Genomic DNA, 13,752 nt, shown 5'->3' with positions numbered 1-13,752 from the left:
GGGATATCCAAGCGAAGTAAAACAGCGTAGAGTGGTTCCGGGGAAAACGTCGTGCGCCGCCCAGGTTTGTGCCGTGCGCCGCCAGCCTGTTGCTCTGATAAGCTGGGCTTTAGCGCTGAGTTTGCTTTTCTGTCTGATTCGGATTGGAGTCCCATGTCCCCGATTCTTTTGCTTGCCGAACCGCCATGGCGGGCCTGAGCCGGTTCGCATTGCGCAGGCGTGCGGGACGCTGGCTGGCGCTGCCGGCGCTATTGGCGCTACTGGCGCTGTTCGCCTGGAGCGGCGCTGCCCAGGCCCAGCCCAGCGTCGAAAACCAGGTCAAGGCGGCTTACCTGTTCAAATTCGCCGGCTTCGTCGAGTGGCCCGAAGGCAGCTTCGCGCGCCCCGACAGCCCGCTCCAGATCGGCGTGGCCGGCAACGATGGCCTGGCCGACCAGCTCGAACAAATGGTGGCCGGGCGCACCGTCGGCGGGCACGCCATTTCGGTGCGCAAACTGCGCCGCGGCGACGCCCTGCAAGGCCTGCACATCCTGTTTGTCGGCGCCGGCGAGCGCGCCACCGTGATCGACATGCTGGCGGCCGCGCGCGGCCAGTCGGTGCTTACCGTGTCGGACGCCGACGACGGCATCGCTTTGGGGTGCATGATCGCCTTCGTGGTAGCCCAGGACCGGCTGCGCTTCGACGTCGCCCTCGGCCAGGTCACGTCGAGCCGGCTGCGCATCAGCGCGCGCATGCTGGCCGCCGCCAACCGCGTGCAGGGGGCCACATGATCGTTCGCTCGATCCGCCAGAAACTGGTCACGGTGGTGATGCTCACCACCCTGGCGGCGCTGCTGGTATCGATCGGCACCGTGATCGCCTACGACCTGCGCAACTACCACAAGGCCCTGCTGGGCGACATGGCGACCCAGGCCGAACTGCTCGGCCACATGACCTCGGCCGCGCTCACCTTCGACGATGCCCGCCTAGCCAGCGAAAACCTGGCGCTGCTGCGCATCCGCCCGTCGGTGCGGGCCGGCGCCATCTACGACGCCAAGGGCATCCTGTTCGCTTCCTACCGCGCGCCGGGCGAGCGCGCGGCGTTCCCGGTCAGCCCCCAGACCGACGACCTGCGCGTGAGCGGCGACGACCTGCTGCTGTACCGCCGGGTGGTCGAAAACGGCGAACTGCTCGGTACCGTGTACCTGCGCGCCGAATACACCCTGGTCGCGCGCGCGGTCGACTACCTGAGCATCGCCGCCGGCGTGATCGCGCTGGCGATGCTGATCGCCTGGCTGATGACGCGCCGGCTCGGGCGCATCGTCACCGCGCCGATCGTCGCGCTCACCGAAACCGCGCGCGAAGTGGTCAGCACGCGCGACTACTCGCGCCGCGCCCCGCGCATCAGCGACGACGAGGCGGGCGAACTGGTCGACTCGTTCAATGCCATGCTCGGCGAAATCGAGCAGCGCACCGGCGCGCTCGAAACGTCGCACCATGCGATTGCGCGCGAAGCCGAGGAACGCGCGCGCGCGCAGCAGGAAATCATGGACCTCAACGAGCAGCTTGAAGTGCGCGTGCACGAACGCACCATGCAGCTCGAACTGACCAATGCCGAACTGGAAGTGGCCATGGCTGCGGCCAAGAACGCCAACCAGGCCAAGTCGGCCTTCCTGTCGTCGATGAGCCACGAGCTGCGCACGCCGCTCAACGCGATTCTCGGCTTCGCCCAGATCCTCACGTCCGAATCGCTGCCGTCGACGCTGGCGCAAAAGAAGGAGTTTGCCGGCCACATTCTCAAGTCGGGGCGCCATCTGCTCACCCTGATCAACGAAATCCTCGACCTGGCCAAGGTCGAATCGGGCACCGTGACGCTGTCGATGGAACCGGTGGCGCTGGCCGACATGCTGGTCGAGTGCCGCAACATGACCGAACCGCTGGCGCAGCAGCGCAAGATCCGCATGCTGTTCCCGGACGCCCCGGACGCCGTGGTGCAGGCCGACCGCACGCGCCTGAAACAGGTGCTCTTGAATTTGCTCTCGAACGCCATCAAGTACAACCGCGAGATGGGCGCGGTGGTGTGCGACTGCAGCGTGGTCACCGCCAACCGCGTGCGCCTGTCGGTGCAGGATACCGGCATGGGCCTGCGTCCGGATCAGATCGCGTCGCTGTTCCAGCCGTTTAACCGCCTGGGCCAGGAGAACGGCAGCGAGGAAGGCACTGGCATCGGCCTGGTCGTCACGCGCCGCCTGGTGGAGCTGATGGGCGGCGAAATCGGCGTCTCGAGCAGCGTCGGCGTGGGCACCGTGTTCTGGATCGAACTGGGCCTGACCCAGCCGGTGCCCTCGGCCGTTGGCGAGGCGACCGTGCTGACGCTGGAACACAAGGCGGCGCCCGCGCCGCTGGCCGACCACAGCCTGCTGTACGTCGAAGACAACCCGGCCAACCTGAAACTGGTGCAGGAGATCGTGCGCTTCCGGCCCGACCTGCACCTCTTGACCGCGCCCGATGGCCACATCGGCATCGAACTGGCCAAGGCGCACCTGCCGGACGTGATCTTGATGGACCTCAACCTGCCATGCGTGAGCGGGGCGGACGCGCTCAAGGAATTGCGCAGCGATCCGCGCACGGCGCACATTCCGGTCATCGCGCTGACCGCCAACGCCATGCCGCGCGATATCGAGCGCGGACTGGCCAGCGGCTTTTTCCGTTACCTCACCAAACCGATCAATATCGACGAATTCAACGAGGCGATCGACAGCACCCTCGCATTCGCCGACACGCGGCAGCTTGCGCAGAAAGCGCGGAATCCATGATATCGCTTGATGACATCCATAACGCCGCCATCCTGGTCGTCGACGACCAGCTGGTCAACGTCCAGCTGCTCGAATACCTGCTCACGACCACCGGCTACACCAACGTCAGCAGCACCACCGACCCGCGCGGGGTGGCCGCGATGCACCTCAAGCACCGTTACGACCTGATCATCCTCGACCTGCACATGCCGGGCATGAATGGCTTCCAGGTGATGGAGGCGCTGGCGCCCATGGAAACCGAAGCCTACCTGCCGGTGCTGGTGGTGACGGCCGAACCGGACAAAAAGCTGGCCGCGCTCGACGCCGGCGCGCGCGACTTCGTCGGCAAGCCGTTCGACCCGGTCGAAGTGCTCACCCGCATCCGCAACATGCTCGAAGTGCGCCTGCTGCACCGCGAATCGAAGAGCTACGGCACCCTGCTCGAACAGACGGTGCGCGAGCGCACCGCTGAACTGCAGCGCTTTCGCAGCGCCATGGACGCCACCGACGACGCCATCTTCCTGATCGACACCGGCAGCATGCGCGTGGTCGACGTCAACGACGGCGCCTGCCGCATGCTCGGCTACCAGCGCGACGAGCTGCTGCGGCTCGACCCGACGGTGTTCGGCCTGGCCGGCCCCGGCCAGCTGGCGCGCCAGGCCGACCCGGAGCGCGACGCCGCGCGCTACCCCGACCTGGTCGAAGACCACCTGACGCGCGCCGACCTGCGCGAAGTGGCGGTGGAAATCTACTGGCAAACCCAGGCCGTGGGCGGCACGCGCATGCTGATCGCGGTGGCGCGCGATATCAGCGAGCGCCTGGCCGCGCGCCAGCGCCTGGCGCACCTGGCCAGCTACGACAGCCTGACCGGCCTGCCCAACCGCACCCTGTTCTACCAGACCTTGCGCGAAGCGATCGAGCTGGCCCAGGACAAGCAGTGGCGCATCGTGGTGCTGTTCATCGCGCTCGACCGCTTCAAGACCGTCAACGATTCGCTCGGCTCGGCCCTGGGCGACGAACTGCTGCGCCAGTTCAGCACGCGCCTGGTGCAGTGCGTGCGCATCCGCGACACGGTCGGGCGCCTGGGCGGCGATGAATTCGCCCTCATCCTGACCATGACGCGCAACCAGCAGGACGCCGTCAACGTCGCCAACGAAGTGCGCGATACGCTGCGCGCGCCGTTCGACCTGCAGGGCAAGCAGGCCGGCCTGACGGCCAGCATCGGCATCGCCATGTATCCGGACGACGCGCTTGACCCCGAAACGCTGATCAAGTACGCCGACACGGCCATGGGCCGCGCCAAGGAAGCGGGGCGCGACGGCTACCGCTTTTTCACCGCCGGCATGAACGTGCAGGTGCTGGAGCGGCTCGACCTCGAACTGGCGCTGCGGCACGCGCTGGAGCATGGCGAATTCCTGCTGTACTTCCAGCCCAAGGTGAATCTGCGCACGGGCCGCATCAGCGGCGCCGAAGCGCTGCTGCGCTGGAACCGGCCCGGCTACGGCCTGGTGTTTCCGGCCGAATTCGTGCCGGTGATGGAGGAAACCGGCTTGATCGTGCGGGTCGGCGGGTGGGTGATCGACGAAGCCTGCCGCCAGATTGCGCTGTGGTCGGCCAGCGAGGTGGGCGACGTGCGGGTGGCCGTCAATGTATCGAGCCGCCAGTTTGTCGAGGGCGACCTGGAAGGCGAAATCCGCGCGGCGGTCGGCCGGCACGGGATCGATGCCTCGCTGCTGGAACTGGAACTGACCGAAAGCGCGCTGATGTCCAACGCCGAGCACACCATAGCGGTGCTGGGCAATCTGAAGCAGCTTGGCATCACGATTGCGATCGACGATTTCGGCACCGGCTATTCGAGCCTGGCGTACCTGAAGCGCTTCCCGATCGACAAGCTCAAGATCGACATCGCCTTCGTGCGCGACGTGACGGTCAATCCGGACGACGCGGCCATCGCCCTGGCCATCATCGGCATGGCCCATTCGCTGCACATGCAGGTAATCGCGGAAGGGGTCGAGACGCCGGCGCAGATGGCCTACCTGCGGCGCCACCGCTGCGACGAAGTGCAGGGTTTCCATTTCAGCCGCCCGCTGCCGGCCGCGGAGTTCGGCGAGATGGTGCTGGCCAATCTGGCGCAGCCGTCCGAGCCGGAGTCGCCCGACAACCACCGCCAGACCTTGCTGATCGTGGACGACGACGTCAACGTGCTGTCGTCGCTGCACCGGCTGTTCAAGCGCGATAACTACCGGATCCTGACGGCGGTGTCGCCGGGCGAAGGCTTCGAGCTGCTGGCGCTGCACACGGTGCAGGTGATCGTGTGCGACCAGCGCATGCCGGGCATGAGCGGTACCGAGTTCCTGAGCAAGGTCAAGGAGCTGTATCCGGATACGATACGGATTATCTTGTCGGGCTACACGGGGCTCGAAGCGGTGCTCGACTCGATCAACCGTGGCGCGATTTACCGCTTCTACACCAAGCCGTGGGACGAGACGCAGCTGCGCGATAACGTGCGGCTGGCGTTTCATCATTACTGGCTGATGAATGGTCCCAAGGACGATCCGCACAATGCGCACTTTGTCGAAGCCGGGCAGGTGGAGGCGGAGTAGGGGCGGTTGGGCGCCCGCCCCCGAGACTTAAAAACCGGAGCTAGATTTATCGGAAAAAATCAAGCGCTGGCGAAGTGGTCGAAAGCGGCCAGCTGCAGGTCGAGCGCGTGCCCGGCGCCGTCGACCAGGCGCAGGCCCGGTGCGGCATCGATGGTCCCCACGCGCGTCACCGCAGTGCCACTTGCATGAGCGGCCGCCACGATGGCGTCGCGCCGTGAACGCGGGGCGGTGAAGCACAACTCGTAATCGTCGCCGCCGGCCGCGCAGAAGCTCCGCCGTAGTGCCTGCGGCTGCGCGGCCAGTACCGGTCCGGCGGGCAGCGCATCGACATCGAGCGTGGCGCCCACCTTGGAGGCGGCCAGGATGTGACCGAGGTCGCCCACCAGCCCGTCCGAGATATCGATGGCGGCGTGGGCCAGCCTGGCATCGGCCAGCGCCATGCCGAGCGCCACGCGCGGGCTGGGCGTGTGCATGCGGGCGCCTGCCGCCAGCAGCGCGGCAGCGTCCAGCGGATATTCCTTGCGGTAGCCGGCCAGCGCCAGGCGGGCGTCGCCCAGCGTGCCGGAAATCCAGAGGTCGTCGCCGGCGATGGCGGCGTCGCGCCGCAGCGCGTGGCCGGGCGCCAGTTCGCCGAAAATGGTGATGCAGATGTTGAGCGGGCCTTTGGTGGTGTCGCCGCCGATCAGCTCACAGCCATGCTGGTCGGCCAGCGCGAACAGGCCAGCCGCAAACCCGGCCAGCCAGTCGCGATTGGCCGCCGGCAGCGCCAGCGCCAGGGTGAAGGCGACCGGCCTGGCGCCCATCGCCGCCAGGTCGGACAGGTTCACCGCCAGGCACTTGTGGCCCAGCATGCGCGCATCGGCGCCGGCGAAGAAATGGCGGTCCTCGACCAGCATGTCGGATGAAATAGCCATCTGCATGCCGGGCGAGGGCGCGAGCAGCGCGCAATCGTCGCCGATGCCGAGCGCCGCCCGCCCTGGCCGGGGCCGCTTAAAGTACTGCTTGATGAGGTCGAATTCGGAGAGCATGCGCGATTGTACAGCCATGCCAGCTCCGCATCGGCAGCTTACAGGCGGCCCAGCGTGACCTCCACCAGGCGGCCTTTTTTCTTGAACTCTTCGTTGACCGTCACCAGGATGCGTCCCTGCGCATCTTCGGCAATCGAGGTGACTTCGCTGGTGGCGTCCGCAGTGGTGCGCTTGTAGCCCGGCAGCAGGGGCGACAGGTCGGTCCATTTGTCGCCGTTGTCGGCCGACCATGCCAGGTAGGGAAAGCCCTTGGCCTTGTCGAAACCGGCCGCCACGATCACATTGGGTTTGCCGGCGGGTGAGAGCAAGCGGGTGATGTAGGGATAGTTGCCGGTGCCGCCACTGAGCGGTTGCTTGAGCACGAACTTGTAGCTCTTGCCGCTGTCGTCGCTGCGCAGCAAGCCGCCTTCGACGCCGATGAAGACGCGCTCGCTCTTGCCCAGGGTGGTAATCAGATGCACGTTGCGGTTTTCCAGTTCCGGCACGCTGATCGGTACCGGAACCTTGGAAGCCAGAGCGGAATTGTCGGCGTTCATGGCGTAGGCGCGCACGTACGCCATGTCGAGCGGGCATTCGCCGCCCGTCAGCAACAGCCCGCCCACCACCTCGAACGCCTGGTGGGTGCAGCTCATGCTATCCATGGTGCCCATGATCGGACGCCAGGTGAGGCCCTGGTCGTTCGAGATTTACACGTTCTGGCCGGCGCCGCCGTTGGCGAACCAGCGCTTGCCGACCGCCTTGACGTCGCCCACCTGCATGCGCTCGCAGTAGGTCTCGTAGCAGATGCGGAAATCCTTGTCCTTGGGCAGGAAGGTCATCTTGGCCTGGTCCAGCTCGCACAACGTGTGTTCGTCGGCGCTGCCCCAGGCCGGCTGCACCAGCAGGGTCTTGCCGTCCACCTGCTTGAGGTCGGCCGCGCGCCGCACTGCGACCTGCTCGCTGGCCGGCAGCTTGCACTCGCCCAGGGCGACCGTTTGCCAGGCCGACTTGGTGCTGACCCCGCGCGCGGTGGCCAGGACGGCGGTGCCCTCGGTTTCGGTATTGGTCAGCGCGATGTAAGCATGCTTGTCGTCGATGCTGATGGCGTTCATGCCGCGCTCGTGATTGAGCAGCACGTCGACGCGCGCGACCGGGTCCGGCGCGGGAGGGGGCAAGGGTTTGCCGCCGTCACCGCCGCCACCGCCGCATCCGGTCAGCAGGGTGGCGGCGATCAGGCCGGCGGGAAGGCATTGTTGAATAGGGTTCATGGGACGCTCTTTTCACAGGGTTGGCGAAGGCTCGCGCCGCGCAGGAGCGGGTCTCCCGCCCGCAGCGCCGCGATGCCCGTGCATTGTCTGGCTGGCTCCCCGCATGGGTCTATTGCGTTTCTGTCTAGGATTTGTATCAACTGTCGGCCATGTGTACCGGGCTGTAGCGCCGAGCGAGCGATCGCTTTTTTGTCTGTTGCGATGAAATTTTCGTGTTTTGGGGCAATTGACCCGACGTTGGTGAAAATACGTAGCTTGTTGAAAGATCACGTCTGATAAAATCGTCAGTCCCCGACAGTACACAGGAAGGCCGTACCAGCATGGATTCGTCACCAGAGAAGAAGGAAGAACTGCGCCAGCAACTGCGCCTCGCCGCGCTCGAGTATCACGAGTGCCCCCGTCCCGGAAAAATCAGCGTCACGCCCACCAAGCAGCTGCTCAACCAGCGCGACCTGGCCCTGGCGTACTCGCCCGGCGTCGCGGCTCCCTGCGAAGAAATCGTCAAGGACCCGGGCAACGCCTATAAATACACGGCGCGCGGCAATCTGGTGGCCGTCATCACCAATGGCACCGCGGTGCTGGGTCTGGGCAATATCGGTCCGCTGGCTTCCAAGCCGGTGATGGAAGGCAAGGGCGTGCTGTTCAAGAAGTTCGCCGGCATCGATGTGTTCGACATCGAGATCAACGAGCAAGACCCGGACAAGCTGGTCGACATCATCGCTTCGCTGGAACCGACCTTTGGCGGCATCAACCTGGAAGATATCAAGGCGCCCGAGTGCTTCTATATCGAGCGCCAGTTGCGCGACCGCATGAAGATTCCGGTCTTCCACGATGACCAGCACGGTACCGCGATCATCGTCGGCGCCGCCATCCTGAACGGCGTCAAGGTGGTCGGCAAGGATATCCGCGAGTGCAAGCTGGTGGTGTCGGGCGCGGGCGCGGCGGCGCTGGCCTGCCTGGAACTCATCGTCGACCTCGGCTTCCCGATCGAAAATATTTACGTGACCGACCTGGCCGGCGTGGTCTACAAGGGCCGCGTCGAACTGATGGACCCGGACAAGGCACGCTTCGCGCAAGACACGCCTTACCGCACCCTGGCCGAAGTGATGCCGGGCGCTGACATTTTCCTGGGCTTGTCCGCCGGCGGCGTGCTCAAGCAGGATATGGTCAAGGAAATGGCGGCCAATCCGCTCATTCTGGCGCTGGCCAATCCGACCCCGGAAATCCTGCCGGAAGACGTCAAGGCCGTGCGCGGCGACGCCATCATCGCCACCGGCCGTTCGGATTATCCGAACCAGGTGAACAATGTGCTGTGCTTCCCGTACATTTTCCGCGGCGCCCTCGATTGCGGCGCCACCACCATCACGCGCGAGATGGAAATTGCAGTCGTGCACGCGATTGCCGACCTGGCCCACGCCGAGCAGTCGGACGTGGTGGCCACCACCTACGGCATCAGCAACCTGTCGTTCGGCCCCGAATACCTGATCCCGATGCCGTTCGATCCGCGCCTCCTGATTCACATCGCCCCGGCCGTGGCCAAGGCGGCGTTCGAGTCGGGCGTGGCGACGCGTCCGATCGCCAACCTGGAAGCCTACGCCGACAGCCTGCAGCAATTCGTGTACCGCAGCGGCACCTTCATGAAGCCGCTGTTCGCGGTGGCCAAGGCGGCCCCGCCGGAACTCAAGCGCATCGTCTACGCCGAAGGCGAAGAAGAGCGCGTGCTGCGCGCGGTGCAGGTGGTGGTCGACGAGAAACTGGCGCGCCCGATCCTGGTCGGCCGTCCGAGCGTGCTGGAGCAGCGCATCGAGAAGTTCGGCCTGCGCTTGAAGCAGGGCGAGCATTTCGACGTGATCAACCCGGACCACGAAGACCGCTACCGCGATTACTGGCAGACCTATTACGCGATGACCATGCGCAAAGGCGTGACCCAGGAATACGCCAAGCTGGAAATGCGCCGCCGCCACAGCCTGATCGGCGCGATGATGATCCACAAGGGCGACGCCGACGGCATGATCTGCGGCACTTTCGGCACCACCAATTTGCACCTGCACTATATCGACCAGGTCTTGGGCAAGCGCGAGGGCGCCAATGTGTACGCGGCCATGAATTTCCTGATATTGCCGGAACGCCAGATGGCCATCGTCGACACCCACGTCAACGAAAACCCGAGCGCCGAGCAGCTGGCCGAGATCACCATCATGGCGGCCGACGAGATGAGCCGCTTCGGCCTGATTCCGCGCGCGGCCCTGTTGTCGCACTCGAACTTCGGTTCGGCCAACAGCGCCTCGGCCCAGAAGATGCGGGCGGCGCTGGCGCTGGTGCAGCAAAAGGCGCCGCAGCTGGAAATCGATGGCGAGATGCACGGCGACGTGGCGCTCGACGCCAAGCTGCGCAAGCAGCTGATGCCGCACTCGACCCTGCAAGGCGAGGCCAACCTGCTGGTGATGCCGAATATCGACAGCGCCAACATCGCCTACAACCTGCTCAAGACTGCGGCCGGCAACGGCATCGCGATCGGCCCGGTGCTGCTCGGCTGCGCCAAGCCGGTGCACATCCTGACGCCATCAGCCACGGTGCGCCGCATCGTCAACATGACGGCCTTGTGCGTGGTCGACGCGGTCTCGGAACGCTGACCCGCGCGTAACACGGCGCGCCTGTTTCGCGCGCTAAAAACGGCCGGCATCGTCATGGATGCCGGCCTTTTTTTGGCCCTCCCCTTTGTAGTAATTTCGCCCAGGAAAAACGTGTATTACTACATTTCATTACAGTTCAAGATAGGCGTAACAATGCGTAAGCTGGCGCCGTCCCTCCGGTAAATCAGGGCATAATGTGCGCGCCAGTTGTTGTTTGTATTGCACGAGGTTCTTTTGCGTAAAGAATGATCAAATCGATTCTGTTACAATGCTGAGTTGTTAACTGCGAGTCGGACGTGCAGATTACCGCTCTCCAACTACACACGAATATCACGAATATGCAAAAAACAACAAAAAAAGCCCTGATTACGGGGATCACCGGGCAAGATGGCGCTTACCTCGCGCAATTGTTGCTTGAAAAAGGCTACGAAGTCACGGGGACCTATCGTCGCACGAGTTCGGTCAATTTCTGGCGTATCGAAGAGCTGGGCATCCAGGCTCATCCGAATTTGCGCCTGGTCGAATACGACCTGACCGACCTCTCGTCCAGCATCCGCCTGATCCAGACCGCCGAGCCGGACGAGGTGTACAACCTCGCGGCCCAGAGTTTCGTCGGCGTGTCGTTCGAGCAGCCGGTCGCCACCGCAAGCATCACGGGCCTGGGCGCGGTTCACCTGCTCGAAGCGATTCGCATCGTCAACCCGAAAGCGCGCTTCTACCAGGCATCGACCTCCGAAATGTTCGGCAAGGTCCAGGCCATCCCGCAAGTCGAAGATACCCCGTTCTACCCGCGCAGCCCGTACGGTGTGGCCAAGCTGTACGCCCACTGGATGACGGTCAATTACCGCGAGTCGTATGGCATTTTCGGTTCGAGCGGCATCTTGTTCAACCACGAATCGCCCCTGCGCGGCCGTGAATTCGTCACCCGCAAGATTACCGATTCGGTCGCCAAGATCGTGCTCAACAAGCTCGACGTGCTGGAACTGGGCAACCTCGACGCCAAGCGCGACTGGGGTTATGCCAAGGAATACGTCGAAGGCATGTGGCGCATCCTGCAGGCCGAACAGCCTGACACCTTCATCCTGGCCACCAACCGTACCGAAACCGTGCGCGACTTCGTGACCATGGCGTTCAAGGGCGCCGGCATCGATATCGACTTCACGGGCAAGGGCGAAGCCGAGACCGGCCATTGCGCCCGTACCGGCAAGCTGCTGGTGCGCATCAGTCCCAAGTTCTACCGTCCGGCCGAAGTCGAGTTGCTGATCGGTGATCCGGGCAAGGCCATGCGCGAGCTGGGCTGGGCGCCGAAGACCACGCTGGAGCAGTTGTGCCAGATGATGGTCGAGGCCGACATGCGCCGCAACGAACAAGGTTTTTCCTTCTGATATGACGGCCATGGTCACGGAAACGTCTCCCGCGCCCGGCGCCGAAGGGCAGGGCAAGCGTGCCCTGATCACCGGCCTGCACGGCTTCACGGGGCGCTACGTGGCGCGCGAACTGGCTGCTTGCGGCTATCGCGTGTTCGGCACCGTGGTGCCGGGCCATGGCGACCATCCGCTTGACGCCGATGTGTTCGCGGTCGACCTGCTTGACCGTGCCGCCGTGGCCGCCATGGTCGAACAGGTGCAGCCGGACGTCGTGGTGCACCTGGCCGGGATCGCCTTCGTGGCGCATGCCAACGCCGAACTGATTTACCGCGTCAACATCGTCGGCACCCGCAACCTGCTCGAAGCGCTCGCGGCCCAGCGCCAGCAGCCGTCGGCGGTGCTGCTGGCATCGTCCGCCAATGTCTACGGCAACGCCAGCGTCGGCCAGATCGATGAATCCCTGGCGAGCGCGCCGGCCAACGATTACGCCGTCAGCAAGCTGGCCATGGAACACATGGCGCAGTTGTGGAGTGACAAGCTGCCGATTATCATCGTGCGGCCATTCAACTATACCGGTGTGGGCCAGGATGAGAATTTCCTGTTGCCGAAGATCGTTGCGCATTTCCGCAAGGCGGCCCCGGTGATCGAACTGGGCAACCAAGCCATCGCGCGCGATTTTTCCGACGTGCGCATGGTGGCCGACAGCTACCGCCGCCTGCTGGTGGCCAACGTCGCCGGCCAGACCTTCAATATCTGCTCCGGCCAGGCGCATTCGCTGGGCGAGGTCATCGCGCTGATGGAGTCGATTGCCGGCTACCAGATCGAGGTCAGGGTCAATCCGGCTTTCGTGCGCGCCAAGGATGTCTTGGTCTTGATGGGCAACAATGAAAAACTGCGCAGCGCGATCGGGGCCATGTCCCCGATTCCGCTCGCCGACACGCTGCGCTGGATGTACCAGGCGTGAGCCGCGTGCGCGTCGGCCTGGGTACGACCATGATCGAACCGGGCCTGACCGGTGGACGGCTGGACGGGATCGGGGTGTACACCCAGGCGCTGCTGCAGCACTTGCCGCAGGCCGGCTGCGAGGTGGCCGCGTATTCGTATCCGCGCCCGCGCGGCGACGCCACGGCGATCAGCGTGGGCCAGGCCATGCCGCAATCGTTCGAGGCGGCCAGCCTTACCGATTTGCTCACGCCGCGCGCGAACCGGGTGCACATGCCGGCCGATATTTTTCACGCGACCGATTACCGCATCGTGCGCATGGATTGCCCGGTGGTGGCGACCCTGCACGATGCGCTGCCGATCAAGTATCCGCAGTGGTGCAGCCCCGGCATGCGGCGCGCCAAGAACTGGATGCAGCAAAAAGCCGCGCGCAAGGCCCAGCATGTGATCGCGGTGTCGAACTTTGCGATCGGTGAACTGGTCGAATGCTTCGGGGTCGATGAAAACAGGATCAGCGTGGTGCCCAACGGCGTCGACGCGGCGTGGCTGCAGGCGCCCGATGCGTCCGCCGTGGCGGCGACCTTGCTCCAGAGCGGCCTGCGGGCTGGCTATTTTTTGTTTGTCGGTACTTTGCAGCCGCGCAAGAACGTCGAGCGCCTGCTCAGCGCCTACCTGAGTTTGCCGGATGCGCTGCGGGCCGAGCGCCAGCTGGTGATTGTCGGCGGCGCCGGCTGGCGCTGCGAAGAGTTGATCGCGCGCATCACCGCGGCGCGGCAGGACGGCGAGCAGGTCGTGTGGCTGAACCAGCTGACCGGCGCCGATAGCCTGCGCCATGTGTATGCGGGCGCGGGCGTGTTTGTGTTTCCGTCTTTGTATGAAGGTTTCGGTATCCCCGTCGTCGAGGCGTTTGCATCGGGGGTGCCGGTGGTGGCCTCGAATAGCAGTTCCTTGCCGGAAGTAACCCGGGGCGCGGCGCTTGACGTCGATCCGGGCAACACTGGCGACATCGCCGCGGCGATGCAAGCGCTGGCGCGCGACGATGCGCTGCGCTCGCGTTGCATTGCGGCGGGCCGCGCTCGCGCAGCCCAGTTGACCTGGCACGACACCGCGCTGCAAACCGCCGCCGTGTATCGTGCTGTCCTTTCCCAATAATCTGACG

10 protein-coding genes are annotated in these 13,752 nt (G+C 64.9%); 7 read left to right on the top strand and 3 right to left on the bottom strand.

All coding sequences use genetic code 11. From position 1 onward, the window contains the following. The first annotated feature begins 185 nt into the window (after nt 1-185). From F2P44_RS14900 to F2P44_RS14890, 3 genes are read left to right on the top strand one after another with little or no spacing between them, the layout of a single operon-like run. Nucleotides 186-770, top strand: a complete 585-nt coding sequence (locus tag F2P44_RS14900; protein ID WP_167087672.1) for a TOL_0243 family YfiR-like periplasmic protein — start codon at nt 186-188, stop codon at nt 768-770. Beyond that, entirely contained in the window at nt 767-2,794 is a 2,028-nt protein-coding gene (locus F2P44_RS14895; protein ID WP_167087670.1) for a sensor histidine kinase, YfiR-like protein-associated, read from the top strand. Before F2P44_RS14900 ends, F2P44_RS14895 begins: the two co-directional genes overlap by 4 nt. Beyond that, a complete protein-coding gene (locus F2P44_RS14890) occupies nt 2,791-5,376 on the top strand; it encodes an EAL domain-containing protein (RefSeq protein WP_167087668.1) in 2,586 nt (861 codons plus the stop codon). The genes F2P44_RS14895 and F2P44_RS14890 overlap by 4 nt, the downstream gene beginning before the upstream one ends. Before the next feature lie 59 nt (nt 5,377-5,435). Here the strand turns inward: F2P44_RS14890 and thiL are convergent, their stop codons facing one another. From thiL to F2P44_RS14875, 3 genes are read right to left on the bottom strand one after another with little or no spacing between them, the layout of a single operon-like run. Continuing rightward, nucleotides 5,436-6,404: a thiamine-phosphate kinase gene (gene thiL / locus F2P44_RS14885; protein WP_167087759.1), complete on the bottom strand. Its 969-nt coding sequence runs from the start codon at nt 6,402-6,404 to the stop codon at nt 5,436-5,438. A gap of 38 nt (nt 6,405-6,442) precedes the next feature. Further along, on the bottom strand, nt 6,443-7,054 hold the full coding sequence (locus tag F2P44_RS14880) for a hypothetical protein (protein WP_167087666.1): 612 nt from the start codon (nt 7,052-7,054) through the stop codon (nt 6,443-6,445). 36 nt (nt 7,055-7,090) lie between these two features. Continuing rightward, the gene (locus tag F2P44_RS14875; protein WP_167087664.1) at nt 7,091-7,651 is read right to left on the bottom strand and encodes a hypothetical protein; all 561 of its coding nucleotides are present in this window, start codon (nt 7,649-7,651) and stop codon (nt 7,091-7,093) included. Nucleotides 7,652-7,971: 320 nt separating this feature from the next. On the opposite strand from F2P44_RS14875, the gene F2P44_RS14870 reads away from it, so the two are divergent. The 4 genes from F2P44_RS14870 (at nt 7,972) to F2P44_RS14855 (ending at nt 13,745) form a co-directional block, all read left to right on the top strand. Continuing rightward, on the top strand, nt 7,972-10,284 hold the full coding sequence (locus F2P44_RS14870) for an NADP-dependent malic enzyme (RefSeq protein ID WP_167087662.1): 2,313 nt from the start codon (nt 7,972-7,974) through the stop codon (nt 10,282-10,284). A 338-nt stretch (nt 10,285-10,622) separates the two neighbouring features. Further along, nucleotides 10,623-11,669, top strand: a complete 1,047-nt coding sequence (gmd, locus tag F2P44_RS14865) for a GDP-mannose 4,6-dehydratase (RefSeq protein ID WP_167087660.1) — start codon at nt 10,623-10,625, stop codon at nt 11,667-11,669. Nucleotides 11,670-11,679: 10 nt separating this feature from the next. Beyond that, nucleotides 11,680-12,615, top strand: coding sequence for a GDP-mannose 4,6-dehydratase (locus F2P44_RS14860; RefSeq protein ID WP_370662695.1), 936 nt, complete (start codon nt 11,680-11,682; stop codon nt 12,613-12,615). Continuing rightward, nucleotides 12,612-13,745 (top strand): glycosyltransferase family 4 protein, encoded by a 1,134-nt coding sequence (locus F2P44_RS14855; RefSeq protein ID WP_370662694.1) that lies wholly within the window; start codon nt 12,612-12,614, stop codon nt 13,743-13,745. Before F2P44_RS14860 ends, F2P44_RS14855 begins: the two co-directional genes overlap by 4 nt. The last annotated feature ends 7 nt before the right edge of the window (nt 13,746-13,752 follow it).

Source organism: Massilia frigida, from assembly GCF_011682175.1.
GTDB lineage: Bacteria > Pseudomonadota > Gammaproteobacteria > Burkholderiales > Burkholderiaceae_D > Telluria_A > Telluria_A frigida.
This window is presented reverse-complemented; position numbering and strand designations above follow the sequence as displayed.

Bases quoted from the DNA above. Each gene is read 5' to 3' on its own strand.
- F2P44_RS14875 (WP_167087664.1), bottom strand. From the start codon at position 7,651: ATGAACCCTATTCAACAATGCCTTCCCGCCGGCCTGATCGCCGCCACC.
- F2P44_RS14880 (WP_167087666.1), bottom strand. From the start codon at position 7,054: ATGGGCACCATGGATAGCATGAGCTGCACCCACCAGGCGTTCGAGGTG.
- thiL (WP_167087759.1), bottom strand. From the start codon at position 6,404: ATGCTCTCCGAATTCGACCTCATCAAGCAGTACTTTAAGCGGCCCCGG.
- F2P44_RS14860 (WP_370662695.1), top strand. From the start codon at position 11,680: ATGGTCACGGAAACGTCTCCCGCGCCCGGCGCCGAAGGGCAGGGCAAG.
- F2P44_RS14870 (WP_167087662.1), top strand. From the start codon at position 7,972: ATGGATTCGTCACCAGAGAAGAAGGAAGAACTGCGCCAGCAACTGCGC.
- F2P44_RS14900 (WP_167087672.1), top strand. From the start codon at position 186: ATGGCGGGCCTGAGCCGGTTCGCATTGCGCAGGCGTGCGGGACGCTGG.
- gmd (WP_167087660.1), top strand. From the start codon at position 10,623: ATGCAAAAAACAACAAAAAAAGCCCTGATTACGGGGATCACCGGGCAA.
- F2P44_RS14895 (WP_167087670.1), top strand. From the start codon at position 767: ATGATCGTTCGCTCGATCCGCCAGAAACTGGTCACGGTGGTGATGCTC.
- F2P44_RS14890 (WP_167087668.1), top strand. From the start codon at position 2,791: ATGATATCGCTTGATGACATCCATAACGCCGCCATCCTGGTCGTCGAC.